This is a genomic window from Pseudolysinimonas sp. (assembly GCF_039912695.1).
In the GTDB taxonomy this organism is placed as follows: Bacteria; Actinomycetota; Actinomycetes; order Actinomycetales; family Microbacteriaceae; genus Pseudolysinimonas_A.
In genome coordinates this window covers 105,299-128,094 of sequence record NZ_JBDSPJ010000013.1, presented here as the reverse complement: position 1 = coordinate 128,094, position 22,796 = coordinate 105,299, and the positions used below count along the sequence as shown (strand labels likewise).

Here is a 22,796-nt window from a genome sequence, read left to right as displayed (position 1 = left end):
TCTTAACCCTCGGCAGTCAACCCGCGCAGGTGATCGTTGAACGCTGTCGTGAGGGCGGCATCCACGGGTTTCGCGGTGCCGTCCACCGAGCGGATGGGGGCGGCCAGGCGCACACTCGACACCAGCCAGGCGGCGTCGGAGGCTGCAAGGTCGGCGGGAGTCAGCAGGTCGTACGAGGTCTGGTAGCCGCGTTCCCCGGCCCAGGCGAAGAGTTCGGCTTGCGTGGTACCGGCGAGGATGCCGAGGTCGGTTCGCGGGGTACGCAGGCGCATGCCATCCCGCAGCACCAGGTTCGAGGTGGGTCCCTCGAGCAGGTAGCCGTCGCTCGAGGTGAAAACGACGTCGTCGGCGTCGCGACGGGTCGCCTCCCGGTACGCCGAGCGGTTGACCGCGTAACTGATCGTCTTCGCCCCCTGAAGCAACCAGGGGGATGTCGCGGCCACGTCGTGGCGGTAGCCGCGATCGAGCAACACCACCCGGATGCCATCCGCTCGCTCGGGTGCGAACGAGGGGGCGACCATCCCGTACGCCCAGCCGGTGGGAGTCGTGCCGCCCTCGATGCCCCGGCTCAGCACCATCTTCACCCAGCCCTCGTCGGCCGGCCCGAGGGCGTCGGCGACAGCGTGCAGCGCCGCGCTCCAGATCGCGGGATCTTGCTCGGGAAGGTCGAGCATCCGAGTCGAGTTCGCCATTCGCACCAGGTGCCGGGCCAGTTTCAACGGCCGTCCGTTGGAGAGTCCGACCGTCTCGAAGATGCCGTCACCGCGGGTCGCGGCGAGTTCGGTGACCCGCAGCACGGCCTCGTCGGGATCGATCATCCGATGGCCCGTCGCCGCACCCGCGTCGTCGAACGACACGAGGGCGAGCGCCGAGTTGGCGGTCATGCGTCGCCGATCTCGTCGCCGATCACGTTGACGCCATCCGTCGGTCGAGCATCGACCACACCGTGAGTGTGAGCCCCGGGTAGGCGAGCCCGATCTGGCGCAGGACGCGGTAGTCGACCTCGGGTGTCGGGCGCACACCGTTGTTGGCGGTGATCCATTCGGCGCGCAGAATCAGCACCACGAGTTCGTCGACACTCGGAATCTCCTCCATGAATGCCCAGGGGTCTTCGCCGCTCCGAAGGCGTTCCCAGACAACCGTGCCGAGCTCTTCCTGCGCCTCGGCGCGCAGCACCTCCAGGCTCGCGTGCCGCGGCCGCCCCTCGTTCTCGGTCACGTTTCTAGCCTACGCTTCAGCCCGAATCCTGCCCGTAGGGTGGACGAATGCGCAGATTCTCGAAGCTCGGGCTCGTGGCCGGTGCGGTCCTGCTGCTGTTCGCCGGGGTGTCGAGCCCCGCGCTGGCCGCGCCATCCGGACTCGACGACTACGACATCCAGTCGTTCCACTCCGACTACACCCTCACTCAGGATGCCGAGGGTCGCGCCCATCTTCACGTGGTCGAGACGATCGTGGCGGTCTACCCCGATTTCGACCAGAACAAGGGTTTCTTCCGCGACATCCCGGAGTATCGCCACGGCGTGCAACTGCACACCGTCCTCGATTCGGTCGTCGACGAGTACGGCCAGCGGGTGCCGCACACGACCGAGTACTACGAAGATTTCTTCAGCGTCGGGCTCGGTGACGACACCTACGTTCACGGCCGGCAGACGTACGTCATCACCTATGACCAGGTCGACGTGGTGGAGTCATTTGCCGACACCGGCGCCGACGAACTGTATTGGGATGTCAACGGCACCGGGTGGGCGCAGCCGTTCGGCGAGGCGAGCATGTCGCTGCGCATCGACCCGTCCATCGTGCCGACCCTGAGCGGCGACTCGGCCTGCTACGTGCTCACCGGGGAGTGCACCGACCCGCTCGTTCAGCACCCCAACGACGACGGCTCGGTCACCTTCACGGCAGGCTCCACCAACCTGAGCGCGAACGACTCGCTCACCTTCTCGATCGGTTTCACCGCGGGCACCTTCACGCCGGGCGAGGTCGTCGTCGCGCCGCCGACGTCGAACGGTGGCGGCACTCAATATGTGGATCCACCGGAATATCCGGCCTCGCCCTGGTGGGAGATGTTCGCACCGTTCGTGCTCGGCGGCACCGCCATCGTCTCTCGGCTGATCGCGTCGGCAACTCGCGGCGCCGGCGGTCCGGGCAAGTTCGGCCCGAGCGGCACGATCATCGCCCAGTACACCCCGCCGAAAGACCTCAACGTAATGGTCGCGGCCTACCTCGTTGGTGAACCGACTCGGGCGTTCGCGGCGCAGATCATCAGCCTCGCCGTGCGCCGAAAGGTGCGACTGCTCGACAACAAAGAGAAGGGCGTGCCGTTCGCCGTCGAGCTGCTCGACGCGACCGGGCTCGACGCGATTGAGACCCAATTGGTGACCGCGATGTTCGGGGCGCAACCGGCGCCCGGCATCCGGATCACCCTTGGCGGCACCAACACCACGCTCGGCTCGAAGATCGAGCCCGTCTACAAGTCAGTCAAGGCTCAGCTCACGGGCGCCGGCATCCAGGGTGGTAGCCGGCCGACGGCGCTCTGGGTGGTGCTGTTCGTGATCACCTTGCTGGCGACTCTCGCGGCCGGCATCGACACCCTGCGGCGGTTGGTGAATGACGACCTGGGGTTCTCGTGGATTGGTCTCGGGTTCGCCGTCTTCTCGTTGGGCTCGGTCTGGGCTCATCGTGCGACGATCGCCCTGCTTACCCCGAGAGGCCACGAACTCAACGATCAGCTGCTCGGCCTGAAGGAGTATCTGCACCTCGCTGAGGAGGACCGCATCAGGATGCTGCAGAGCCCGGAGGGTGCCGAACGGATCAACGTCGACGACACCACGCAGATGGTGAAGTTCTACGAACGACTGCTGCCGTATGCGGTGATCTTTGGCGTCGAAGACAAGTGGTCGAACGAGCTCAGCGTGCGCGCGGCCGCGGCGAATGTTCCGGTCGAATGGTGGTCGGGTTCGTCGCAGTTCTCCGGATGGCAGCTGAACTCGACCATCCAAAACCTGCGGCTGCGCACCCCCCAAGTGCCGAAGCCGATCGTCGCGCAGAGCCTCGCCTCGAGCGACAACTTCTGGAAGGGCGGCTGGGGGACGGGCGGCTCGAGCAGCGGCTGGAGCGGCTCGTCAGGGTCGTCGTTCTCGGGCGGCTCGCACGGGGGCGGGTTCTCGGGTGGTGGCGGCGGCGGCGGTGGAGGCCGAGGGCGCTAGCTGGTATACCCGCCTCACCGTTGGGCAAGTGATCGAGAAGTTGATTGCCGCGCGCGAGCGTGAGGAGCGGTGGGAAGCCGTTCGGGTTGCGATGCGCAACACGACTCCTGCACAGTGGGCCGAATACCACGAGGAGACACGGGCCTTCGATGAGGCCTCCGATGCCGACCTCGCTGAGTACGACCCTCAGTAGGTGGAGTACTTTCCGGGAGCGGTGGTCTGGGCAGATTTCGGAGAGGGTCGCGGACCTGAACGGGCTGGAATTCGACCAGCCGTAGTCGTCTCGTCAGTCAGGTTCCTGACATCCGTCGACTCGCTCGTGCATCTCATCCCCGCGACCACCCGCGATCGCGGATGGCCCAATCACGTCGCGCTGCGAGGCCAGACCGGGCTTGCTGAGCAAACCTGGGGGATGACGGAGCAGCTGAGAAGCACCTCACGCCAACGCGTTCTGCGTCAGACCGGGTCGGTCGATGACGCAACGCTGTTCGCGCTGCGCCTCTTTATTTCGGAAGGTCTCGATCTCTGACCGGCTCTTCGGCTTCTTCGTCGGCTTCCGGGATGACGATGTCGGCATCGGGAACGACGCCCTTGCGATCCGCCATCCAGTCGTCGTTGCCCTCGTCGTCGACCACGTCGTCAACGTCGATGCCGCGCGGGCTCATCGTGTCGGCCGGCATCACCGGCAGGTGTCGTCCGCTCGGCTCGTTGGCGTCATCCGCTCGGCGCTGGTCATTGATGCGCTTCTGGTCTTCGGCATCCGGGGTCATGTTCTCGTTGTCAGCCATGCACTTATTTCACGCCGGACGCGACGGGCCGTCGAGGGCTTGCCAGAGGGGCGGATTCGAGCTAGCGATGCCTTGCTAGCGAGACCGTGGCTGTCTAGAGGTTCTGCTGCAGGAACGGGTTGCCGCCCGGACCGCTCTCCGGCGGGTCGCCCTGCTCGATGCCAGCCATCTTCTTGAAGTCATCGCTGATCAACTTGTCGAAGTCGTCGGTGAGCACGGGGTCGGTCTCTTCGGGGTCGCCGGGCGTTTCGGGGTGGGTCGCCTTGTCGGAGTCGTCGTCTCCGAGCCGGTTGGGCAGATCGCCGGGCGTCATGTCATCCATTTACTTGTCCTTTTCGTGCTCTTCGGGATACATCTCGCCGTCGGGGAGTGGCACTTCGGGTTGCGGGATAACCCCGCCTGCGCCGGTCGGGTCGGGTTGCGGAACGCTGACTCCCGAGCCGCGATTCGCGAGGCGCTCGGCCTCGGTGGTTCCGCCGTCGGAGCGCAGCCCCGCCGTGCCGTCGTCGGTGCCGTCGTCATTCGGGATGTCGTCGATGTCCACGTTGTCAATGTCCATGGGGTCATTCAACGCCTGACCGCGGCGCGGCGCGACACCCTTGCCGAATCTGGTGGCGCGGGTTAGGCGGTGGTCAGTCGGATGAATCCCGACAACTCGGCGAGACCTTGCGGGGTGAGGGGGAGGTAGTCGCGCAAGGCGGGGGAGTGCACCAGGTACGACGCCCATTTGCCGCGCGAGATGGCGACGTTGAGGCGGTTGCGCGACAGGATGAACGACACCCCGCGTGGCACATCGGCCGCACTCGATGCCGTCAACGACAGGATCGCGACCGCCGCCTCCTGCCCCTGGAACTTGTCGACCGTTCCGACCGGGGTGTCGCCGAGACCTTCGGCCTCGAGCAGCTGGCGGATGCGTTCCACCTGGGCGTTGTAGGGCGCGACGACGATGACATCCGACGGGCGAAGCACGTCATCCCGACCGGTGGACGGGTCGACCCACGGCACGCCGAGGTGCTGCTTCACGAGTGCGACGACTGCGACAGCCTCTTCGACGCTCTCGGTCGAGTTGCCGAAGTGGTGCACCGGTACCGAGTGCAACCCGGGCTCGACACCATCCAGATGCCGCAGCACGGTGTCGGGCAGGTGCGACCGCAGCCGGCCTTCGTACGACAGGTCGGACACCGAGGTCGTCAGCGCGGGGTGCATGCGCCAGGTCTCTTCCAAGAAGTAGCCCAGGGAGTCGGGCAGTACGTCGTGGCCGTCCGACAGCCAGCCGAGCGCCGAGGTGTCGATCTTCTCGGGGTGCACGCCGGTGGTCACCTGCGGCAGTTGCTGCGGGTCGCCGAGCAGCAGCAGGCGGGATGCCGCAACCGACACCGCGATCGTGTTTGCGAGCGAGTACTGCCCGGCCTCGTCGATCACGAGCAGGTCGAGACTGTCGCGCGGAACCTTGCCGGCGTTGGCGAAATCCCAGGCGGTGCCGCCGAGGACGAAACCCTCGTCCCAGTTCGCCGAGATGAAGGGTGGGATGTCGGAGTTCTCCGGCAGGATCGTCCAGCCGGGCGGGGTGGCGTAGCCGGCACTCGACGGCTTCTTGCCGATCCGCTCGCCGGGCACCCCCTCGGTCAGCACCTTCCGCAGCAGGTTTTCGATCACCTCATGTGACTGCGCGACGACTCCGACTTTCCAGCCGAGCTCGGTCACCAGGTGTGCGATGACCTTGGCGCCGACGTAGGTCTTGCCCGATCCGGGGGGACCCTGCACGGCGAGGTAGGAGTGGTCGAGCCGCTTCAGCGACTCCACGATCGCTGCTGGCGCGCCGTCGATCCCGACCGGTTCGAGGCCCTCCCCGTCGATCATCCGAGGCGCAACGCGACGCAGGATGTCGAGGCTGGCATCCGCAGGGAAGCCCGGCAGCGCATCCGCCACCTTTCCACCCCACTGCAGGATCGCCTCCCGCTGCGCCTTAGTCGGCACCGGGGATTCGGGCGTCAGCGCGACCGGGTAGCTCGACCAGGTCTCACCGCCGACCCCGGCGTTCTCGTCGAGCAGCACCTCGAAGACATCCCCACCCCCACCCTCGACCGGAGTGATCGAGAGGATGCCTTCGCCGCGCGCGTGTTCGCCGCGCTGGCCGGGTCGCACGGGGGGGCAGACCGCGGGGAGGGGCTGCTCGTACATGACGAACGGCCGTGCCCCGACGCCGAGTCGCGAACCGGGTGCCAGGCGCCCCCGCAGCCGAATCTGTCGGGACTCGGTGCGCTTGCCCTCCGGCATGCGCCAGTCGTCGACCACGGCGGCGTCGTAGACGCGGAATACATCCCGAGTGTCTTCCCAGTCGTCGAGGTCGAGGGTTTCGCGCGAGAAATGTTCCCACCAGTACGACTTGTCTTCGCGGCGGTGGTATTCGATCGCCGCGGCGGCCAGCGCAATGGCGGCCTGATCGGCGGTGCGTTCCAGCGCCGGGATGCCGTCAATCTGCGCATACAGTCGGTCGCGCACCAGCGACTCGTCACTGTCTTGCTTCTTTTCTGGGGATGCCTCGGCGACCTGGTAGGCGACCGGTTCGATGCCGTTCTCGTGGGCGCGGGCGAGCAGCCAATCGCGCAGGCGGTGGGTCGAGACGCAGTCGTACTCGTTGTAGTCGGCGATCTGCTGCAGCTTCGCCCCTGCCGCTTCGGTGTCGCCGGCATCCCGAAGTTCGGTGTAGTCGACGTAGAACTGAATCGACTCGTCACCCTTCTTCAGGTCGCCGGTGCGCACCTCGGCGCCCATGTAGAGCGGTTCGAGTTTCTTGATCGAGTAGGAGCCCTCCGAGATGCGGATGCTGCGCCGCACGATCGGGTACAGGTCGACGAAGACGTCTTCGGTGAGCAGTTCGTCGAGGATCGCCTCGCCCACCCCGTACCGCGCCGTCAGTTGCAGCAGGTGGGCGCGTTCGTAGTCGGCGTAGTGGTAGATGTGCAGCCCAGGATGCTGCTTGCGCCGCTCCTGCACGAACGCCAGGAAGTCGATCAGCGCTTGCTTCTCTTCCTTCCGGTCGTGTGCCCAAAACGCGGTGAACCGCTCTTCGGGTTCGAGCGTCACGACCCCCCACAGGTAGTCGATGCCCCAGTCGATGCCGTTGTCGGTCCACAGCGGATCGCCTTCGAAGTCGAAGAACAGATCCCCGGCATCCATGGGTGGGAGTGCCGACAACCCCGCAGCGCTCGCGACTTCGTAGAGCACCTCGTGCGCTTCGCCCTCGACGTGGGCGGGAGCGGTGAGTTGCATCCGCGCTTGCTTACGCAGCTTCTCGAGCGCCGGGTCTCCGATCCCTTCGACGCTTCCCGTGCTGGCGGCCAACTCATCGATGGTGTGGATGCCGACGGCGTTGAGCCTGCTCCGCTGGGTGGTTCTCATGCCGGCGACGAGCAGAACGTCGCGGGTGCGTTCGACTTCGGGCGCGCACCAGTCGCAGCGTCCGTCGGCGGTGTAGCCCTCGGCGCCCCACTCGATCGGATTCGGGTCGTCGAGCCGTGCTTCGATCATCTCTTTGAGCCGGGCGACCCGGTCGTGGAACACGGGCTCGATGTCGGTCAGCTTGTGATCGGATCGCTCCCGGTTGCCGAGCAACAGAACCGTTGTGTTCGACACCGGGATGTCGAGGCGCCGCAGTTGGTCGGCGTAGGCGGCGAGTTGCAGCAGCGCCGTGACGCGGGCTTTGCGGGCGAGCTTGGTGTCCCAGACTTCGTAGGCGCCCGAAGCGTCTTTCACCAGAAAGTCGGCGAACCCGACGAACCCCGTGCGCGCGCCAGCGGGTTCGTCGAGGAAGGTGCCCTGGAAGACGACGTCTTTGCCGGCCCGCAGCGCGGCGAGGGTCTCGTCGTGCTTCTCAGCAAGCAGCACCGGGTCGGCGCGAGTCTCGGTGGTGTCGATCTCGACGACACCGTCACCCAGTTCGGTGCGGTAGCGGTCGAGCGCCCACTCCTCGTGTTTGTTGCCGAGTTCGCCCGCGCGGGCGAGCATCGCGTCTTCCGCTTCGTCGATCATCTCGACGCGCTTGAGTTTCGCGTCGAGCTTCCGCATGAGCGCCCACTCGCACTCCACCGCCGCCTTCAGGTCGGAGGCGCTGTAGTACACGCGGTCATTGCGGATGAACATGCTTGGAGGCTATCGGCGAGGTGCGACGTCCACCCCACCGGGTCGTTGCACACGGCAGTGCGCACGTTCTCGCACCAACGCCTGCGGGGCGCATTGTCGCTGCCACGCTGCAACTGAGTGAAAGGTGGTATTACTTCGATGAGTAAGAATTACGATGGACTCGTGCGCATCACTTCGAAGGGCCAAGTGACGATCCCGCAGTACATCCGGGAGCGTCATGGGTTCCTGCCCGACACCGAAATCGACTTCGTCGAGCAGGATGGGCTCGTCGTGGTGCGCCCATCCCGCGCTGGGTCGAAGCCCGACCGCGCCGAGCGTCTGGTGAGCGGACTGCGGGGGAGCGGTCGAGGCGAGCTTTCGACCGACGAGATCATGCGCCTCACTCGCGACTACGAATGAGCGAATCCGACCGGGAGGCCTTCCTCATCGATTCAAACGTGCTGCTCGACATCGTCACCGATGATCCCGTCTGGGGCGAGTGGTCCTCTCTCACACTTGCGGAGTCGGTACGTCGAGGTCGCACGCTGATCAACCCGCTCATTTACGCCGAAGTCTCCGTGGGATTCGATCACATCGACGACCTGGATCGGCGGATGCCGGAGTCGGTTCTGACACGCGCGCCGCTCCCGTACCGCGCTGGTTTCCTCGCGGCGAAGGCGCACAACGCCTACCGGCGACGCGGCGGTACTCGGGTGGCGACGCTCCCCGACTTCTTCATCGGCGCGCACGCCGTCGTGGACGGTCTGACGCTCGTCACCCGCGACGCTCGCCGCTACCGCAGCGCGTTCCCGACACTGAAACTCTTGACGCCCGCGTAACGCCACGTGCTGGCGTCGAGGGTCGTATGGGACTTGCGGAGACCTGGGTGAGGCTGCCTGCGTCGGGTGAACGCCGATAGGGTCGCCGACTTGAGTGGTGACGTGTTTGGCGAGTCCCGGCCAACTAGTCGCCGGTTGGATCTAGTCTCTCAGTGTGAGCATCCCAAGCGTGGCAGCGGAAGAACCGCAATCCGTCGACAAGTTGCCCCCCATCGTGAGGCTGGCCCCTCGGGGGTTACCGTATGAGATTCAGTGCGGCGACGCGTTCGCCTACTTGCAGGGTCTCGCTGATGAGTCAGTGCAGCTCGTTGTCACCTCGCCTCCGTATAACGTCGGGAAGGAGTACGAGGATCGTCTCTCGCATGAGGACTACGTATCGTGGCAGTCGCAAATCATCCGAGAGCTAGTCCGGGTGCTCGCGCCAGGAGGTTCCATCTGTTGGCAAGTAGGGAATGGCGTTTCGAATGGAGAAGTGATTCCCCTCGATGCCATCTTCTACCCCATTTTCAAGGCAGCCGGGCTCAAGCTTCGCAACCGAATCGTGTGGACCTTTGGCCATGGCCTCCATGCGCGTCGACGCTTTTCCGGTCGTCATGAGACCATCCTTTGGTTCACCAAGGGTGACGACTACACATTCAACTTGGATAGCGTGCGAGTGCCATCCAAGTACCCACTGAAGAAGCACTTCAAAGGGCCTCGCCGCGGCGAAGTGTCGAGCAACCCGCTCGGCAAGAACCCCGGTGATGTGTGGGACATTCCGAATGTCAAAGCGAACCACCTGGAGAAGACAGATCATCCCTGTCAGTTCCCGGTCGGTCTGGTTGAACGATTGATTCTTGCAATGAGCAATATAGAGGACGCCGTCCTCGACCCCTTCCTTGGGTCTGGCACCACCGCGATCGCGGCCGTGAAGAACGGACGACGGGGGTTGGGCGTCGACAGTGTCCCCGAGTACATCGACATTGCCCGCGACAGACTCGAGAGGCTCGGACGTGGTGAACTTCGGACTCGTCCCATGAACAAGCCGGTCTATGAACCGACGGGGTCTCCCCGGTGAGGTATGTAGAAAGCTTCTCTTCTCATGGAGGCGAGTCGGCTTGGCAGTCTCGCGAGGCTTTCGAGTGGCTCACCGACATGTTCGATGCGCCCAACGTTCACGTTGGGCCAAAGTCTGGAGCGGCGATTCGAGCCCATGTTGCCAAGAATCTAGGTGAGAGCGGGTGGGCGATCGATTGCCGAATTGCGCCCCACTTCGACTTGACTGTCACTGCCAAGAAGGGCGATCTCGCCTTTCAAGTTCAGACTGGGAACGTCAGCCGGGCTGCCTACGACCTCCTCAAGCTCCAGCACTTGTACCTGACCGAGGGGATAGGGGCTGCCGCGCTCGCGGTGCCCACGAAGGTGGGTGCGTCCAGGATTGGCTCCAACATCGCAAACAGCGACAGAATGTGGGACGAGCTCCAGCTCTTCAGCCGACAGATTACGGTACCGATGTTGCTGGTTGCATTCGAATAGGTCAGGATCGGAGTCTTCTTGCCGTACAACGTCGTGGTCACGCCCGAACCCCAGCGCAAGACCCATCTTCAAGATCTGGCCCAGTCGCCCTCGACTACCTTCATTTCATGGGAGGTTAACCCCGGTACGGCGACCCAACTTCCAGTGGTCAGCGTCCATCACTCTCTTCCGCTTTACCGTATGACAAACGGCCGGACGCGTAGTACCCAAATGGAGTTCGTCGCGGACAATGACTTGCCTGTGGACTTCTTCTCTAACGGCCAGGAGAACCAGAACGCGCAACAAAAGCAACATGAGATTTTGGCTGAGTTTGCGGTTGTCGGGCGCGAGAGCAGCGTGACGCCGATTATGGAAGTACTCAAACTGAACGGCCAGCGGGAACCGATTCTTGTAACGCCTTCAGGGGTAGTTCTCAATGGAAATCGTCGTCTCGCGGCGATGCGAGAACTGTACGAGACTGACCCAGCTGCTTATAGCAACTTCAGCAACATCGATGTCGCGGTCCTGCCTCTGCTGACTCCTGAGCAGTCTCTGGAAGTTGAAGTGAGACTTCAGATGACGCCTCAGACGCTTCTTGAGTACTCCTGGGTCGACCAGGCGCTGGTCATCGAGGAGGCGCTTGCACAAGGTCGAACTCCACGCGAGGTCGCCGCGCTCAACAACGAGAGCACCCAGTGGGTCAACTCAACGATTCGTGCTCTCGACGAGGCGCGACGCTACCTCCGTGACTGGATTGCGAATCCGACCGCGTTCAACTTAGTGAAGAACAAGAAGCAGTTTTTCCTGGACGTCGCAAAGCGTGTTAAGGACAAGTCCGTTCTCGATTCCGAGGCCAGCCGCCGGGTCGCGTGGTCGCTTGAGACTTCGGAAGACCGATCTGGGCGTATTTACAACTATAACGCGGTAATCGGTGATGACCCCAGTCTGATCGTCGAACGAGTCGCTGAGGTTCTTGGCGGCTTTGAGCCCGGCGCCGACGACCCAGAGCCATTCGAAGTTGACTTTGGTGCGATCGCTCCGGGCGCTGACCTCCAAGGCTTTATTGACGCTGCCGACTCGGCAGGCACTCGCGAGGTCGTCCAAGCTGCTATTCAAGACGCGGCCGACGACTTGGTAGACAAGAAGAAGAACGCTGAGCGAGCCGCTAAGCCACTAAAGATCATTCGCTCGGCGCGTTCAAACCTCGAGGGTCTCCAGGTCCTCCTAGCTCCGGTTGATGACCTCCCACAGGTTGTGGCCCAGCTGAGCGAGCTCATTATCCGCGCAGGTGTGTTGCGGGATGCCGCTCAGGCGCGACTCGACGGTCTTTCGCGTTAGCCGGGATCGTGTCAGATGTGATTGTGCGAGTAGACCTCGCCGAAGACGAGCTTTCGTTTGAATATGAAGCCGTAGCTCCGGCGATTCTCGAACAGTTCAGGGCTCAAGCTTCCGCCTTTGGGTACCAGTACGTACAGAGCCGTTTCACACTTACGCTCGCCTACGGGGATGGATTGGACCTCCTCCGCGAGTTGGCTCCTTTGCAGCGGCAGTGGGCCTTTAGATTCGTGTTCGCGGATTCGGAGTCACGCGAAAGGGTTCACGAGTTCGTCGAAAGGGTAAAGAACGCCCGCGAGCACAATCAAGGCATTAGTGACCTTACCGCTGACGAGCTAAATGCCCTACTTATTGCATCTGGCTTTACTAGACGGCAACTGAAGGACCATCAGTTGCGCGATCTGAGGCAGCTTGCGTCCGCGCCACACGGCGCGAACTTCTCCGTACCCGGTGCAGGCAAGACCACTGTGACTCTCGCGCTTCACCTGATTGCCATGCCAGCGAACTCCCGAATGCTCGTCGTCGCTCCAAAATCAGCGTTCACGGCGTGGGAAGAGGTCGTTGAGGATTGCATGGACGCCGACTTCACGCCTTTCGCTCGTCTGGCTGAGGACCGCCAAGAAGTAATTCGACTCCTTCGGAGCGGGCACCCTCGGCTAGTAATCAACTACGAAATGGCAGTCCAAGTCGCGACAGAGGTCAGGCGCTACCTAGCGGCTGCACCGTCCCATTTGGTGATCGACGAGTCCCATCGCATCAAGGCTGGCCCGGGGTCGCAGCGCGGCGCCACTGCGTTAGCGCTTGCCTCAGCAGCGGCACGTCGTGACATTCTTTCGGGGACTCCGATGCCTCAAGGAGCCAGTGATATCGCCGCACAAGCCGACTTCCTTTGGCAAGGAGAAGGGCTTGGCCGCGCAATCCGCAACGGTTCGTCACCCTCTCACGTGCTTGCGGGCCGATTCGTTCGAACCACGAAACGCGAGCTGAACTTGCCTCCGCGCGAGCCGACGATCTTTGTGCCAGTCCCCATGCGCGACGGGCAGCTCGCGCTCTACGGGATTCTGCGGGAGCGCACTCTTGCCCAGTTGACACAGATCGCTAGGACCCCACAAACCCTCCCGCAGGCGCGAGGCGCAGTTTTCAGGCTGATGCAGGCGTCGGTCAATCCACCCCTCGCGGCTGGCGCGTTCTCTGGCCCCTCTGACGTCCTGGCCGCAGCAATTGCGGAGGGGCTATCTCCCAAGATCGAAATGGCGGCGTTTCTAGCTCGTCAGAATGCCGACGAAGGGCGCAAGACAGTCATCTGGACGATCTTTACCGACACGCTCAAGTTGCTTCGGACGGCCCTAGTGGATCTTGATGCAGTCGCCATCTATGGGGGAAATCGTGATGACCCGCTGGCGGGCGAAGTAACAAGAGACGAGGCACTGCGGAGGTTCGTGAAGACCGACGAATCCATGGTCCTCGTCGCAAATCCCGCCGCAGCGAGCGAGGGTCTTTCGTTGCATGAGCGATGCCACGAGGCGATCTATGTGGACCGGACTTACAATGCGGCGCACTATCTGCAATCCATTGACCGCATCCACAGGCTCGGCCTTGAAGTCGGCACAGTAACTCGGGTTCAGGTGCTTCAGAGCGTCACGCCAACTGGTATCGGGAACATCGACGTTTCGATCAGTCGAAGGCTCGCGACAAAGGCACGCGATCTCGGGCAACTTCTGAACGATCCGGATCTCGCCGAGATCGCTATGGCGGAGGATGATGCAGATTTGCCCGTCGATGACTCAGTGGACTTCAATGACGTCGCGGATCTCGTTCTAGAGCTGCAGGGTCGTGCTCCGGCGCAAGATGAGAACTTCTGATGCTCTTCGAGGATATTTCCATGAGCGCGGTCACTGCGCTGAAGTATCTTCGCGAGTTTGCTTCGGCCAATTCGGAATCGGTCGCCGAAGCGGTGTTGCATGTTCCGTTTCTGGACGTTGTCCGCGCGGCCCACGACTATGAGGCTGCGGTTCGACTTGACGCGGTCGTCGACTCGTCAAATCTCTTGCTCAACTTCGAGAGTGATATTCGCCGTCTAGTAACGGATTTGCTCGAGGCGGACCCTCCCGGTTGGCTTCAGGTCGTGCCGCTGGGGCGCGAGCGGGTCGCCAGTCAGCTTGAGCCAGACGTCCTTCAGGTCCTGCGTGCCGGCGGGCTATTTGACCCAGTTCCCAGCGTCGAGGCGATCGAGTGGTGGGACCAATTGGCGGCACGAGCCCGCGGCGACCTAGACGCCAGGCGCCTTGAGCTCGGACGCGATGCAGAGCGGCGTTCCCTTGAGTACGAGCTCGACAGGCTCTCGCAGATCGGGTGCCCTTATCTTCCGCGATGGCTAAGTTTGGATGACAACTCGGCGGGTTACGACATCCAATCGTGGGAGGTAGACGATGGGGTCTGGCGACAGCTCGCCATCGAAGTCAAGTCCACGGTGAGTTCGATCGTAAGGTTTCACCTCTCGCGCGGGGAGTACGAGACATGCGTAAAACTCGCCGGCGCCTATCGTTTTCATACGTGGGTTCAAGGAAATGGGCCCATCATCGTGGAATCTCAAGATGTAATTGCCTCGGCGCCACTCGACGGAACCGGCAGCAGATGGGAGACCGCCGAGTTTGTCTTTGCTGACTAGAAACAGGGCGGAAAATCTTGCCAACCCCTGTCGCACCTTTGGTTGGGTGAGCGGGGTCGGTGCTGCCCTTGGGCAGCACCGGTGAGATTGCTCGCGCTGCTTGCGGCCCCGCCGCTTGCAACATCTGGCGATCGCACAATGTCTCGTGTGAGACAAGCCGCCGAGGTCGTCGGCGCGAATGCGATCGTGGTCGCGAACCTCTTCGGATTGCCGACGTCCAACACGCGACAAATATCAACACTAGGTCGTGATCTTCAACCATGGGTTGCTTCTCGCCAGCCGCTTGAGAGGGCGATGGAACAAGCTGATGTTGCGCTCCTCGCCTGGGGTACGAGCCAGCCATCCGGGCCTGCACGTGCCCATCAGCGAGCGCAGGTCGAGTGGGTCATAGGAGAACTGCAATCTCGGGAGATTTCTGCGTGGTCGTTCGGAGATTCACCGCGCCATCCATCCCGTTGGCAACGCCACACCTCGCGGGTCTTTCCAGCACTTCTCTTCTCGGACGCAGTTCGCGCTACGTTGCGCCAAGTTTGGTGATCTGCGAGTCGCACGCATCCTCATGGGTCTGCGCCTCGAAGCATCTGGGTTGTGGACGCCAAGAAGTACAAGGGTCGCCCGCAGCAGCGCGTCGAGGGCGGACTGTTCCGGCCGCGGGTTGAACGTCTCTTCATCGGCGGTCGCGACAAGACCAAGCTCATCGAGGGTGCCGAGTGGCAGGCTACCGAGGTGCAGGCGGTTGTCGGAGACCTTCCCGTGTTCGGCGCTCTGTGCTTCGTCGATGCGGACTGGCCGATCATCGGCGGCGACGTCTCGGTGCGAGGCATCCACGTGCTGTGGGCGCGGAAGTTGATCGATCGCATGACCGCCCCCGGCCCACAGCTTCTGGACGTCGCCGCGACGACCGACCTGCTCGCCGCGCGATTCGTGCGCTCCTAGCGGGCGATAACCTGCCCTGCGTGAAGCTCGCCACCGCACAGCAGGACCGCGCGATCGGGGCCGTCGTCGCATCAGCTGCGGGTGATGCCCTCGGCGCGGGCTACGAGTTCGGCCCGCCGCTCGACGATTCGGTCGACGTGCGGATGGCGGGTGGGGGTTCCTTCGGCTGGGCACCGGGGGAGTGGACCGACGACACGAGCATGGCGATTCCGATTCTGCGGGCGTTGTCGCAGGGCCGTGACCTCGCGGCGCAGGCGACGCAGGATGCCATCGTTGCCGAGTGGGTGGCGTGGGCGAAGACGGCTCCGGATGTCGGCATCCAGACGCGTCAGGTGCTGGCGGGTCTCACCGTACCGACCGTTGCGGAGGCGCGGGTGTCGGCGCAGCGGGTGCACGAGGCGTCGGGACGTTCCGGCGGCAACGGGTCGCTGATGCGCACCGGGCCTGTCGCGTTGGGTTACCTCGACGACGGGCGGGAGCCTGAGCTCGCTGCGGTCGCGCGGGCGCTCAGTGCTCTCACCCATTTTGAGCAGGATGCCGGCGACGCCTGCGTGCTGTGGAGCCTCGCGATCCGGCACGCGGTGCGCACCGGCGAGGTGGATGCGCGGGTGGGGCTGCCGCTTCTACGTGCGGATCGCGCGGCGCTGTGGGCGGCGCGGATCGATGACGCCGAAGCGAAGCGGCCCCGCGACTTTGCGAACAACGGCTGGGTGGTCGAGGCACTACAGGGGGCCTGGTCGGCGATCACGCGCGGCGACTCGCTGGTCGACATCCTGGAGCGGGCCGTGCGAGGTGGAGGTGACACCGACACGGTCGCGGCCATCGCGGGATCCCTCGCCGGTGCAGGTCAGGGGCTGAGCGGGGTGCCGGCGGCGTGGTTGCAGGTGCTCCACGGCTGGCCGTCGTTGCGGTGAGATGACCTGCAGCGACAAGCCTTGCTCGCGACAACATCGGGACCGGACGGCGCTTAGGCAACTACCCTGATGCGCCGTCGCTCAGCGCTTCCGCGAGCGGCGGGAGGTGCGTTTCGACCACGTCGCGCACGGTGGCGACATCCACCCCGAAGTAATGGTGCACAAGGATGTTCCGAAAGCCGCGGCTCTGCGGCCATGGGATTTCCGGGTGGGCCTCGGTGATCGCTGGCGGCAGATGGTTCGCTGCCTCGCCGATGATCTGAAGGTTGCGCTCTACCGCATCCTCGGCCATGTCAACGAGGTTCCGATCGTCGCTGTCGAACGCGTCGACGAATCGCCGACATCGGTCGATCGCCTGAAGGATGTCGGCGACCCGCTGATCTGTCTCGCGGGTCACAGGGAGATCGCGTCTGCGAGCGCCGACTCTGAGACCGGGTGCTTGAGCAGCTGCACGGGGAAAATGTCGATGTCGTCGCGGCCGAAGAGGGTTCGGGTCTCTTCCATGAGCCCGGAAGCGCGCATGAGCAGATTCCCGTCAGCGGGATCCATCTCGACCACAATGTCGATGTCACTGCCCTCGTGCGCCGTGCCCCGAGCGACCGAGCCGAACAGCTTCGGATTCGTTGCGCCGTACTTCGTCAGCAGCGATTGGAAGTCGCCTCGCCGCGCGTCGAGAAGCTCGCGGAGGGCGAGAGTCTCGGGTGAGGCGGCCGCGAACGACATGAGCCCAGGGTATCGCGGGGCCCCAATTACGCGAAGGTCTGCCAACGTTGTGGCGCGCCTTGCGGGTGCTCGCGCTCGCCGTGTGAGCAATTGTGGGTTCGAGATGCCCGAGGTTTCCGGCGGCCGAGTACGCGCCGTCGGCTCAGCCGTCGACCCGCACCCACCCGCCGTCGCGCCCGAGCCGCGCGCTCAGCACCCCGCGATCGGTGACGACCTGATCCACCCCCGACACCTGCGTGTGAGCGAGTACGCGCGCCGCACCCGGTGGGTCCCACGTCCCCAGCAGCCGAGCCGTTTCCCCGTCATACCCCACAACGTCGTCACTCACAAATACGAGAGACCCCAGCGCGGAGTTCATCGTGAACAGTGCACGACGCTCGGTGTCATCCAGTCGGGTGTCGGTGGTGCGCAGGATGACGACATCCGGATCGATTCCGAACCAGGTGCCGTCCATCCAGGAGCGTGCGAGGGTGCTGCGCAGCGCCGACACCGTTGAGGCGCGCTCGCGGTAGTTCAGCAGGCGCAGGGGGCTCTCCCAGCGGGCTTCGACGTCGGCGCCGACGCGGCAGTAGTCGACGAGACCGGCAGCGCTCACGAGCGGCACACCGCAGCCGAGGATGACGGCGTCGCCGCACCATTCGCGCAGCAGTTCCATCGCTCGACGCATCCGTTGGGCTCGGGTTGCACCGGGGCGGTCGTCGAGGGCGGCGGCGAACAGAAAGTCGAGTTTGAACAGGCCGAAACCCCAGTCGTCGCGCGCCGTGCGGAAGACCTCGGCGAGGTGGTGCTGCACCTCGGGGAGTTCCAGATCGAGCAGCCAGTAGTCGCCCTTCCAGGCGGGATTCCAGCCGGCGGGCACCCGGCGGCCACGACGGTCGCGCAGAACCCAGTCCGGATGCTCGCGGCTGACGGCACTGTGCTTCGAGACGATGAACGGGGCGATCCAGAGTCCGGGCAGCATGCCGGCATCCCGTGCCTGTTTCGCGAGCGGCGCCACGCCGTTCGGAAACCCGGGGTTGGGGTCGAGCCAGTCGCCGATCTGCGCTTGGAATCCGTCGTCGATCTGGAAGACGTCGAAACGGATCTCGGATGCCGCGAGCGCATCGATCTCGGCACTCAGCCGCTCGGCGTCGATGTCGGTGTAGTAGCGGTACCAGCTCGTCCAGCCGGTGATCGCGGGCACCTCGCGCGCCGTCGCGAGCGACCCGGCCCAGTCGCGCAGCAGGTGGGGTGCGGTGTCACCCGTGCGGGCCTCGAGCCAGGCGATGCGGGCGGACTCACCGGCCGCCAGACGCCAACCTGCGACATCGATGACGGCCCGGATGCTTCCGGCTGACACTTCGAGGATGGTGAAGGCGTCGCTGCCGAGACGTGACGCCCACAGCCGCGCCCCGGGCGCACCCGTCGCCGAGGACGGTTGCGCGGCGAGCACCTCGTGCGACACCTCGGCGCGTCGGTTCCGTTGCGCGGGTGCGATGACGTCGTCGCCGATGAGGTGCAGCTTCAGCAGCCGCGCGGGTGAGAAGAGGGGGCGACGTCCGCGGCCGAGGGGGCGAACGGCCGACTCCGACCAGCTCTGGTACCCGTTGAGCCAGACCAGGTCGCCGAGTTCGACTTCGGCGGGGAACGTCACGACGAGGTAGTCGAGGTCGACCTGATGCTCGCCTGCGGTCACCTCGATCCAGAAGTCGCCGTCACCCGCGGAGAGGCCGGTGCCGCCGGTGCGGAGGGTGAGGCCAGCGTTGGTGCCGGGCTCCGTGATGACGTGCACTCCCGACTCCGCGCGCACGCCGAGCTGCCAAGAGATCATCAGACCGTTTCCCTGGTTTCGAGTTCCGCCACGATTTCGCCGTGCCGCTTCTCGTCGAGCCGGTACCAGATCAGCGGAATGGCGCCGAGCGCGCCGATGATTCCCGGAACCAGCGTGACCGTCAGGTGGATGCCATCCTGAGTCGCCGTGTTCTGCGGCACCCCGGCGACGTAACCGAACACGGCCAGCAGGGCGAGCGCCGCGGACGTTCCGAGGGCGGAGGCCACCTTCGACTTGAAGATGTTGCTCGAGAAGATGAGCCCCTCGGTGCGGCGGCCGGTGCGCCACTGGCCGAACTCCACGGTGTCGGAGAGCATCGAGACGAGCGCGATGTTGGTCACGCCGAACCCGAGCCCGGCGACCCCGATCCAGGCGAGGATCGGCGCGAGGTCGGAGTAGCCGGTCAGCCAGGCGCCCACCGAAGTGACGGCGGTGAGGGCGATGCCGACGAACGCGGCCCGGCGCTTGCCCCAGAGGCGGGCGAGCAGCGGGCTCAGCAGCGACCCGATGACCGCGGTGATGGCGAAGATGCCGAGGAACGCCGGCACGAGCGCCGCCGAGCCGAAGTTGTAGGTCATGTAGTAGACCGGCACGACGCTGCGCAGGGTGAGCGCGGCCTCGGTGAACAGCATCGTCACCAGCAGCAGTTGCAGGGGCCGGTTGCTCGCGAACAGGCGCAGCATTTGGGGGAGGCCGTAGTGCGTCGCCGCCCTCGCGCCCGGCACGATGGCGGGTTCGCGCACCCGGAAGAACGTCACCCAGATCAGCGCGAGCGCGACAACCCCGTAGAGAAGGGCAACCGTCTGCCACCCCGCGGTCACCTGGCCCGCCGCGAACAGCGAGGCGAAGAGCACGACGAGGGGGAGGGTGATGATGTTGACGCCGATCGCGCCAACACTCGCGAGAGTGCGCGGCACCATGACGAGAGACGTGCGGTCGCGGGCATCCATCGTCAACACAGCCGACATCGACCAGTAGGGCACGTCGGTCGCCGTGTACGAGAGGCTCCACAGCAGGTAGGTCAGGTACGCGAGTCCGAGGGTGAGCGCGCCCTGCTGAACAGGCAGCGAGAAGGCGAGCACGGTCGTGATCGTGAGGATCGGCGGCACAACCAGCAGGTAGGGCCTGAACCGCCCCCAGCGCGTTTTCGTGCGGTCGACGATGAGGCCCATCACCGGATCCAGCAGCGCGTCGATACTGCGCACCACGAGGAACAGGATGGCGGCCGTCCCCGCCGCGATGCCGGCAACGTCGGTGTAATACACCGCGAGGTAGGTCACCACGAAGCCGTAGATGATGTTGCTGCCGAGGGCGCCGACGCCGTAGGCAAGCTTCGTGTTCCAGCTGATCATCGTTGAATCTCGCTCACCCCGCCAGGATAGGGTCGGACGCGTGGCAGCCGGCGCAGTGATGTACAACTTCGCCGTGCAGCTGGCCGACGTGGATCGCGGAGTGTACGAAGATCTCGCCCTCCGGGTCGCGCGTCACCCGTCCGAGTCGGACGCCTACATGGTGACGCGCGTGCTCGCGTACTGCCTCGAATACGTGGAGGGGATCACCTTCAGCGAGGGTGTCTCGTCGACGGATGAACCGGCGGTGCTCGTGCGAGACCTGACCGGCAAACTCACCACCTGGATCGAGGTGGGCGCCCCCGATGCCGACCGGTTGCACTACGCCAGCAAACTGGCCGACCGCACGACGATCTACACGCACCGCGATCCGGAGAAGGTGATCGGCGCGTGGGCGGGCAAACGCATCCATCAGTTGGAGCAGATCACGTTGCACAGTTTCGACGCCGGATTTGTGGATGCCGCAGTCGCGGCGCTCGAACGGCGCACCGTGCTCAACGTGTCGGTCATCGAGGGGCAGCTGTATCTCGACGTAAACGGCACTGTGCTGAGTTCAGCGGTGCACGTGCGTCACCTGGGGTGAGCTACCGCGATGCTCGATCGGGTGGTGAGACTCGCACCGGAGACTTCGCGCCGGGCTTTGCGAGTCCTCCACAGGCCGCCGCGCGCCGACTTCTGGTACTTTCGAAGATTTGTTCGATCGGCGAGAATGGGATCAGAAAGGATTGATCCCATGACCTTCGCCACCCTTCCCGCCCTCGACGCAGCGCTTCGGTCGCTGCGCGAGGTGCCGCGGGTGGCGGGCGACTACGCGGCTGCTGCCGACTCGGAGTTGCTCGATGTGTCCCGCGTCGTGGCCGAGATCACGCGGCTGGCCGGTGCCCACAGCGCGCTCGCGGCAGGCCAGATCGCGCACCGCTCTCGTCCGGAACTGGGCGGCGCCGGGCTAGCCCGCCGGCAGGGCGCTCGCACCGTCGAAGAACTGCTGACCACCACGATGAAGGTCACGGGTCGGGATGCCGCTACCGCCGTCCGCGTCGGAAAGCTCACCGATCAGGTCGGGCCTTTCGCTGTCGTCGCGAGCGGAGTGGCGGCGGGCTCCGTGTCTGTCGAAGCTGCAGACGCCATCCGAGGTGGGCTCGGCGGATTCGGAGCGGACGACGCCGGCTCGATGAGCGCTGGCCGGGTTGACGAGGGTCTTCTCGCGCGTGCCGCAGAACTGCTGTGCGACGAGGCGCGACTGCTCGATCCCGACCGGCTGCGCAAGCGGGCTCGCGAAGTGCGCGACGAACTCGACGAGGCGGGCGTAGCCGATCGGGAGAACGTTCTGCGCCTGCGTCGATCGCTGCGGCGCATCGATCTTCGCGACGGGATGAAGCGGATCATCTGGGACTACGACCCCGAGACGGCCGGCATCGTCGATGACATCTACGACCGCGCGACCTCACCGCGTCGCGGTGGTCCGCGTTTCGTGGACTCCGAGAAGGCGGCGCGGGCGTCAGAGCTCGAGCGGGATGAGCGCACGGTCGAGCAGATCGCGTCCGACTCGTTTGCAGAACTGCTCCGCCAGTCGGCGTCGGTCGACCAGAACGTACTGATCGGATCCGCGACCCCCTCGGTTCGGATCATTGTGTCCGCCGAGGCGCTCGAATCGCCGACCGGTCACGGCTATGCCGAAGGATCGGGCGAGAGTTTTTCGCGGGCGACCATCGAGCGGGTCGCGTGCGCGAATGGCACGCAGTCGGTGCTCGTGGACTCGGTCGGCAACGTTCTCGATCTCGGGCGCGAGCAGCGGCTGTACTCCTCACGACAGCGGGTGGCTCTCGCGGTTCGCGACGGCGGATGCATGTGGCCCACCTGTGAACGGCCCCCATCCTGGACCGAGGCGCACCACATCGATCACTGGGCCCGCGATGACGGCCGCACCGACGTCGCCCGCGGAATCCTCCTCTGCCGTCACCACCATTTGCGACTACACAACGAAGGATGGCGGATCATTCTGCGGGCCGGACGCTACTGGCTCGAGCCACCCGACGGATCGGCCAAAATCGGCGCGATGCTCGAGACCAAGTCGCGCGCGATGCGGGCGCACCTCTCACGGCGACAACCCGATGCGCAGCGAGAGCTCACGGGGTGACCTACCAGGGCATCGGGCGGTCGGCATCCCGAGTGGAGTCGGATGGCAGACGGTCGAGTGCGCCGCCGCCGGCACGGATGCAGAACCAGGTGAGCGCTTCCGGGCTGTCGGGCACACAGCGCCAGGTGCGCATGACGCCCTGACCCACGCGCACTGCGGTTCCGGGTCCGACGGGCACGACCTGGTCATCCAGACCCATCTCGCCGCGGCCGGTGAGAAACACGTAGAGCTCCTCGATGTCAGAGTGTGCGTGCCAGTACCCCGCGGACTCGCCGGGTTCGTAGGCGTTCGACGTCATCCCGATGTATTGCATCGGCAGTTCGTGGTCGACGACTCGGCGGCCGTCGCGGTAGCTTTCGGGGCGGAAACCGCCGAAGAAGTCGCGCCAAGTGTCGATGGCGCCCAACTCGAGGATCTGGATGTCGGTCATCCATTCATCGTCGCAGCAAAAGACAGCCCCCGAGCACAGAGAGCC

24 protein-coding genes are annotated in these 22,796 nt (G+C 64.8%); 13 read left to right on the top strand and 11 right to left on the bottom strand.

Translation table 11 applies throughout. The annotated features are described in order from the left end of the window. Positions 1-2 precede the first annotated feature (2 nt). Together ABIR17_RS04560 and ABIR17_RS04555 are read right to left on the bottom strand one after the other, a co-directional pair. Entirely contained in the window at positions 3-884 is an 882-nt protein-coding gene (locus ABIR17_RS04560; protein WP_348003176.1) for an aminotransferase class IV, read from the bottom strand. A gap of 22 nt (positions 885-906) precedes the next feature. Continuing rightward, positions 907-1,218: a tryptophan synthase subunit alpha gene (locus ABIR17_RS04555; RefSeq protein ID WP_348003175.1), complete on the bottom strand. Its 312-nt coding sequence runs from the start codon at positions 1,216-1,218 to the stop codon at positions 907-909. A gap of 47 nt (positions 1,219-1,265) precedes the next feature. On the opposite strand from ABIR17_RS04555, the gene ABIR17_RS04550 reads away from it, so the two are divergent. Genes ABIR17_RS04550 through ABIR17_RS04540 form a run of 3 tightly spaced genes read left to right on the top strand, consistent with a single transcriptional unit; the run spans position 1,266 to position 3,735 of the window. Beyond that, positions 1,266-3,206, top strand: coding sequence for a DUF2207 domain-containing protein (locus tag ABIR17_RS04550; RefSeq protein ID WP_348003174.1), 1,941 nt, complete (start codon positions 1,266-1,268; stop codon positions 3,204-3,206). Positions 3,207-3,234: 28 nt separating this feature from the next. After that, positions 3,235-3,399: a hypothetical protein gene (locus tag ABIR17_RS04545; RefSeq protein WP_348003173.1), complete on the top strand. Its 165-nt coding sequence runs from the start codon at positions 3,235-3,237 to the stop codon at positions 3,397-3,399. After that, positions 3,400-3,735 (top strand): type II toxin-antitoxin system PemK/MazF family toxin, encoded by a 336-nt coding sequence (locus ABIR17_RS04540; RefSeq protein ID WP_348003172.1) that lies wholly within the window; start codon positions 3,400-3,402, stop codon positions 3,733-3,735. On the opposite strand, the gene ABIR17_RS04535 is transcribed toward ABIR17_RS04540, so the two are convergent. The 4 genes from ABIR17_RS04535 to ABIR17_RS04520 all read right to left on the bottom strand — a co-directional run bounded on the left by ABIR17_RS04535 (position 3,710) and on the right by ABIR17_RS04520 (position 8,137). Beyond that, positions 3,710-3,994 carry a hypothetical protein gene (locus tag ABIR17_RS04535; RefSeq protein WP_348003171.1) on the bottom strand — a complete coding sequence of 95 codons (285 nt, stop codon included), beginning with the start codon at positions 3,992-3,994 and terminating at the stop codon, positions 3,710-3,712. The two genes, ABIR17_RS04540 and ABIR17_RS04535, sit on opposite strands and share 26 nt — an antisense overlap. A 94-nt stretch (positions 3,995-4,088) precedes the next feature. Continuing rightward, complete coding sequence (locus ABIR17_RS04530) at positions 4,089-4,316, bottom strand: hypothetical protein (RefSeq protein WP_348003170.1); 228 nt, start codon at positions 4,314-4,316, stop codon at positions 4,089-4,091. Further along, on the bottom strand, positions 4,317-4,553 hold the full coding sequence (locus tag ABIR17_RS04525; protein WP_348003169.1) for a hypothetical protein: 237 nt from the start codon (positions 4,551-4,553) through the stop codon (positions 4,317-4,319). It lies immediately after the preceding gene. 62 nt (positions 4,554-4,615) lie between these two features. After that, entirely contained in the window at positions 4,616-8,137 is a 3,522-nt protein-coding gene (locus tag ABIR17_RS04520) for a TM0106 family RecB-like putative nuclease (protein ID WP_348003168.1), read from the bottom strand. A gap of 162 nt (positions 8,138-8,299) precedes the next feature. On the opposite strand from ABIR17_RS04520, the gene ABIR17_RS04515 reads away from it, so the two are divergent. From ABIR17_RS04515 to ABIR17_RS04480, 8 genes are all read left to right on the top strand, one after another. After that, on the top strand, positions 8,300-8,536 hold the full coding sequence (locus tag ABIR17_RS04515; protein WP_348003167.1) for an AbrB/MazE/SpoVT family DNA-binding domain-containing protein: 237 nt from the start codon (positions 8,300-8,302) through the stop codon (positions 8,534-8,536). Continuing rightward, positions 8,533-8,955 carry a type II toxin-antitoxin system VapC family toxin gene (locus ABIR17_RS04510; RefSeq protein WP_348003166.1) on the top strand — a complete coding sequence of 141 codons (423 nt, stop codon included), beginning with the start codon at positions 8,533-8,535 and terminating at the stop codon, positions 8,953-8,955. The genes ABIR17_RS04515 and ABIR17_RS04510 overlap by 4 nt, the downstream gene beginning before the upstream one ends. Before the next feature lie 154 nt (positions 8,956-9,109). Continuing rightward, complete coding sequence (locus tag ABIR17_RS04505) at positions 9,110-10,012, top strand: site-specific DNA-methyltransferase (RefSeq protein ID WP_348003165.1); 903 nt, start codon at positions 9,110-9,112, stop codon at positions 10,010-10,012. Between the two features lie 476 nt (positions 10,013-10,488). After that, the gene (locus ABIR17_RS04500) at positions 10,489-11,787 is read left to right on the top strand and encodes a hypothetical protein (protein WP_348003164.1); all 1,299 of its coding nucleotides are present in this window, start codon (positions 10,489-10,491) and stop codon (positions 11,785-11,787) included. A gap of 8 nt (positions 11,788-11,795) precedes the next feature. Further along, positions 11,796-13,646 carry a DEAD/DEAH box helicase gene (locus tag ABIR17_RS04495; RefSeq protein ID WP_348003163.1) on the top strand — a complete coding sequence of 617 codons (1,851 nt, stop codon included), beginning with the start codon at positions 11,796-11,798 and terminating at the stop codon, positions 13,644-13,646. A 20-nt stretch (positions 13,647-13,666) separates the two neighbouring features. Next, positions 13,667-14,452: a DUF3883 domain-containing protein gene (locus ABIR17_RS04490; RefSeq protein WP_348003162.1), complete on the top strand. Its 786-nt coding sequence runs from the start codon at positions 13,667-13,669 to the stop codon at positions 14,450-14,452. Positions 14,453-15,040: 588 nt separating this feature from the next. Then, positions 15,041-15,388, top strand: a complete 348-nt coding sequence (locus ABIR17_RS04485; protein ID WP_348003161.1) for a hypothetical protein — start codon at positions 15,041-15,043, stop codon at positions 15,386-15,388. A 20-nt stretch (positions 15,389-15,408) separates the two neighbouring features. Next, positions 15,409-16,302, top strand: coding sequence for an ADP-ribosylglycohydrolase family protein (locus ABIR17_RS04480; protein ID WP_348003160.1), 894 nt, complete (start codon positions 15,409-15,411; stop codon positions 16,300-16,302). Positions 16,303-16,363: 61 nt separating this feature from the next. On the opposite strand, the gene ABIR17_RS04475 is transcribed toward ABIR17_RS04480, so the two are convergent. From ABIR17_RS04475 to ABIR17_RS04460, 4 genes are all read right to left on the bottom strand, one after another. Continuing rightward, entirely contained in the window at positions 16,364-16,699 is a 336-nt protein-coding gene (locus ABIR17_RS04475) for a DUF86 domain-containing protein (RefSeq protein ID WP_348003159.1), read from the bottom strand. After that, complete coding sequence (locus ABIR17_RS04470; RefSeq protein WP_348003158.1) at positions 16,696-17,025, bottom strand: nucleotidyltransferase domain-containing protein; 330 nt, start codon at positions 17,023-17,025, stop codon at positions 16,696-16,698. Before ABIR17_RS04470 ends, ABIR17_RS04475 begins: the two co-directional genes overlap by 4 nt. Positions 17,026-17,167: 142 nt before the next feature. Beyond that, the gene (locus ABIR17_RS04465; RefSeq protein WP_348003157.1) at positions 17,168-18,835 is read right to left on the bottom strand and encodes a glycoside hydrolase family 36 protein; all 1,668 of its coding nucleotides are present in this window, start codon (positions 18,833-18,835) and stop codon (positions 17,168-17,170) included. Next, the gene (locus ABIR17_RS04460) at positions 18,835-20,187 is read right to left on the bottom strand and encodes a glycoside-pentoside-hexuronide (GPH):cation symporter (RefSeq protein WP_348003156.1); all 1,353 of its coding nucleotides are present in this window, start codon (positions 20,185-20,187) and stop codon (positions 18,835-18,837) included. The genes ABIR17_RS04465 and ABIR17_RS04460 overlap by 1 nt, the downstream gene beginning before the upstream one ends. Before the next feature lie 40 nt (positions 20,188-20,227). Here ABIR17_RS04460 and ABIR17_RS04455 point away from each other — a divergent pair, with 40 nt between their 5' ends. Then, positions 20,228-20,767: a YaeQ family protein gene (locus ABIR17_RS04455; protein WP_348003155.1), complete on the top strand. Its 540-nt coding sequence runs from the start codon at positions 20,228-20,230 to the stop codon at positions 20,765-20,767. A gap of 150 nt (positions 20,768-20,917) precedes the next feature. Continuing rightward, on the top strand, positions 20,918-22,321 hold the full coding sequence (locus ABIR17_RS04450) for a DUF222 domain-containing protein (protein WP_348003154.1): 1,404 nt from the start codon (positions 20,918-20,920) through the stop codon (positions 22,319-22,321). Position 22,322: 1 nt separating this feature from the next. Here ABIR17_RS04450 and ABIR17_RS04445 read toward each other — a convergent pair whose 3' ends face one another. Continuing rightward, the gene (locus ABIR17_RS04445; RefSeq protein ID WP_348003153.1) at positions 22,323-22,751 is read right to left on the bottom strand and encodes a cupin domain-containing protein; all 429 of its coding nucleotides are present in this window, start codon (positions 22,749-22,751) and stop codon (positions 22,323-22,325) included. Between the last annotated feature and the right edge of the window lie 45 nt (positions 22,752-22,796).

What these genes read in the sequence shown, in the direction of transcription:
- ABIR17_RS04560 (WP_348003176.1), bottom strand. Translation starts at nt 884, where the DNA reads ATGACCGCCAACTCGGCGCTCGCCCTCGTGTCGTTCGACGACGCGGGT.
- ABIR17_RS04550 (WP_348003174.1), top strand. Translation starts at nt 1,266, where the DNA reads ATGCGCAGATTCTCGAAGCTCGGGCTCGTGGCCGGTGCGGTCCTGCTG.
- ABIR17_RS04535 (WP_348003171.1), bottom strand. Translation starts at nt 3,994, where the DNA reads ATGGCTGACAACGAGAACATGACCCCGGATGCCGAAGACCAGAAGCGC.
- ABIR17_RS04530 (WP_348003170.1), bottom strand. Translation starts at nt 4,316, where the DNA reads ATGGATGACATGACGCCCGGCGATCTGCCCAACCGGCTCGGAGACGAC.
- ABIR17_RS04525 (WP_348003169.1), bottom strand. Translation starts at nt 4,553, where the DNA reads ATGGACATTGACAACGTGGACATCGACGACATCCCGAATGACGACGGC.
- ABIR17_RS04520 (WP_348003168.1), bottom strand. Translation starts at nt 8,137, where the DNA reads ATGTTCATCCGCAATGACCGCGTGTACTACAGCGCCTCCGACCTGAAG.
- ABIR17_RS04510 (WP_348003166.1), top strand. Translation starts at nt 8,533, where the DNA reads ATGAGCGAATCCGACCGGGAGGCCTTCCTCATCGATTCAAACGTGCTG.
- ABIR17_RS04490 (WP_348003162.1), top strand. Translation starts at nt 13,667, where the DNA reads ATGAGCGCGGTCACTGCGCTGAAGTATCTTCGCGAGTTTGCTTCGGCC.
- ABIR17_RS04470 (WP_348003158.1), bottom strand. Translation starts at nt 17,025, where the DNA reads ATGTCGTTCGCGGCCGCCTCACCCGAGACTCTCGCCCTCCGCGAGCTT.
- ABIR17_RS04465 (WP_348003157.1), bottom strand. Translation starts at nt 18,835, where the DNA reads ATGATCTCTTGGCAGCTCGGCGTGCGCGCGGAGTCGGGAGTGCACGTC.
- ABIR17_RS04460 (WP_348003156.1), bottom strand. Translation starts at nt 20,187, where the DNA reads ATGATCAGCTGGAACACGAAGCTTGCCTACGGCGTCGGCGCCCTCGGC.
- ABIR17_RS04450 (WP_348003154.1), top strand. Translation starts at nt 20,918, where the DNA reads ATGACCTTCGCCACCCTTCCCGCCCTCGACGCAGCGCTTCGGTCGCTG.
- ABIR17_RS04445 (WP_348003153.1), bottom strand. Translation starts at nt 22,751, where the DNA reads ATGACCGACATCCAGATCCTCGAGTTGGGCGCCATCGACACTTGGCGC.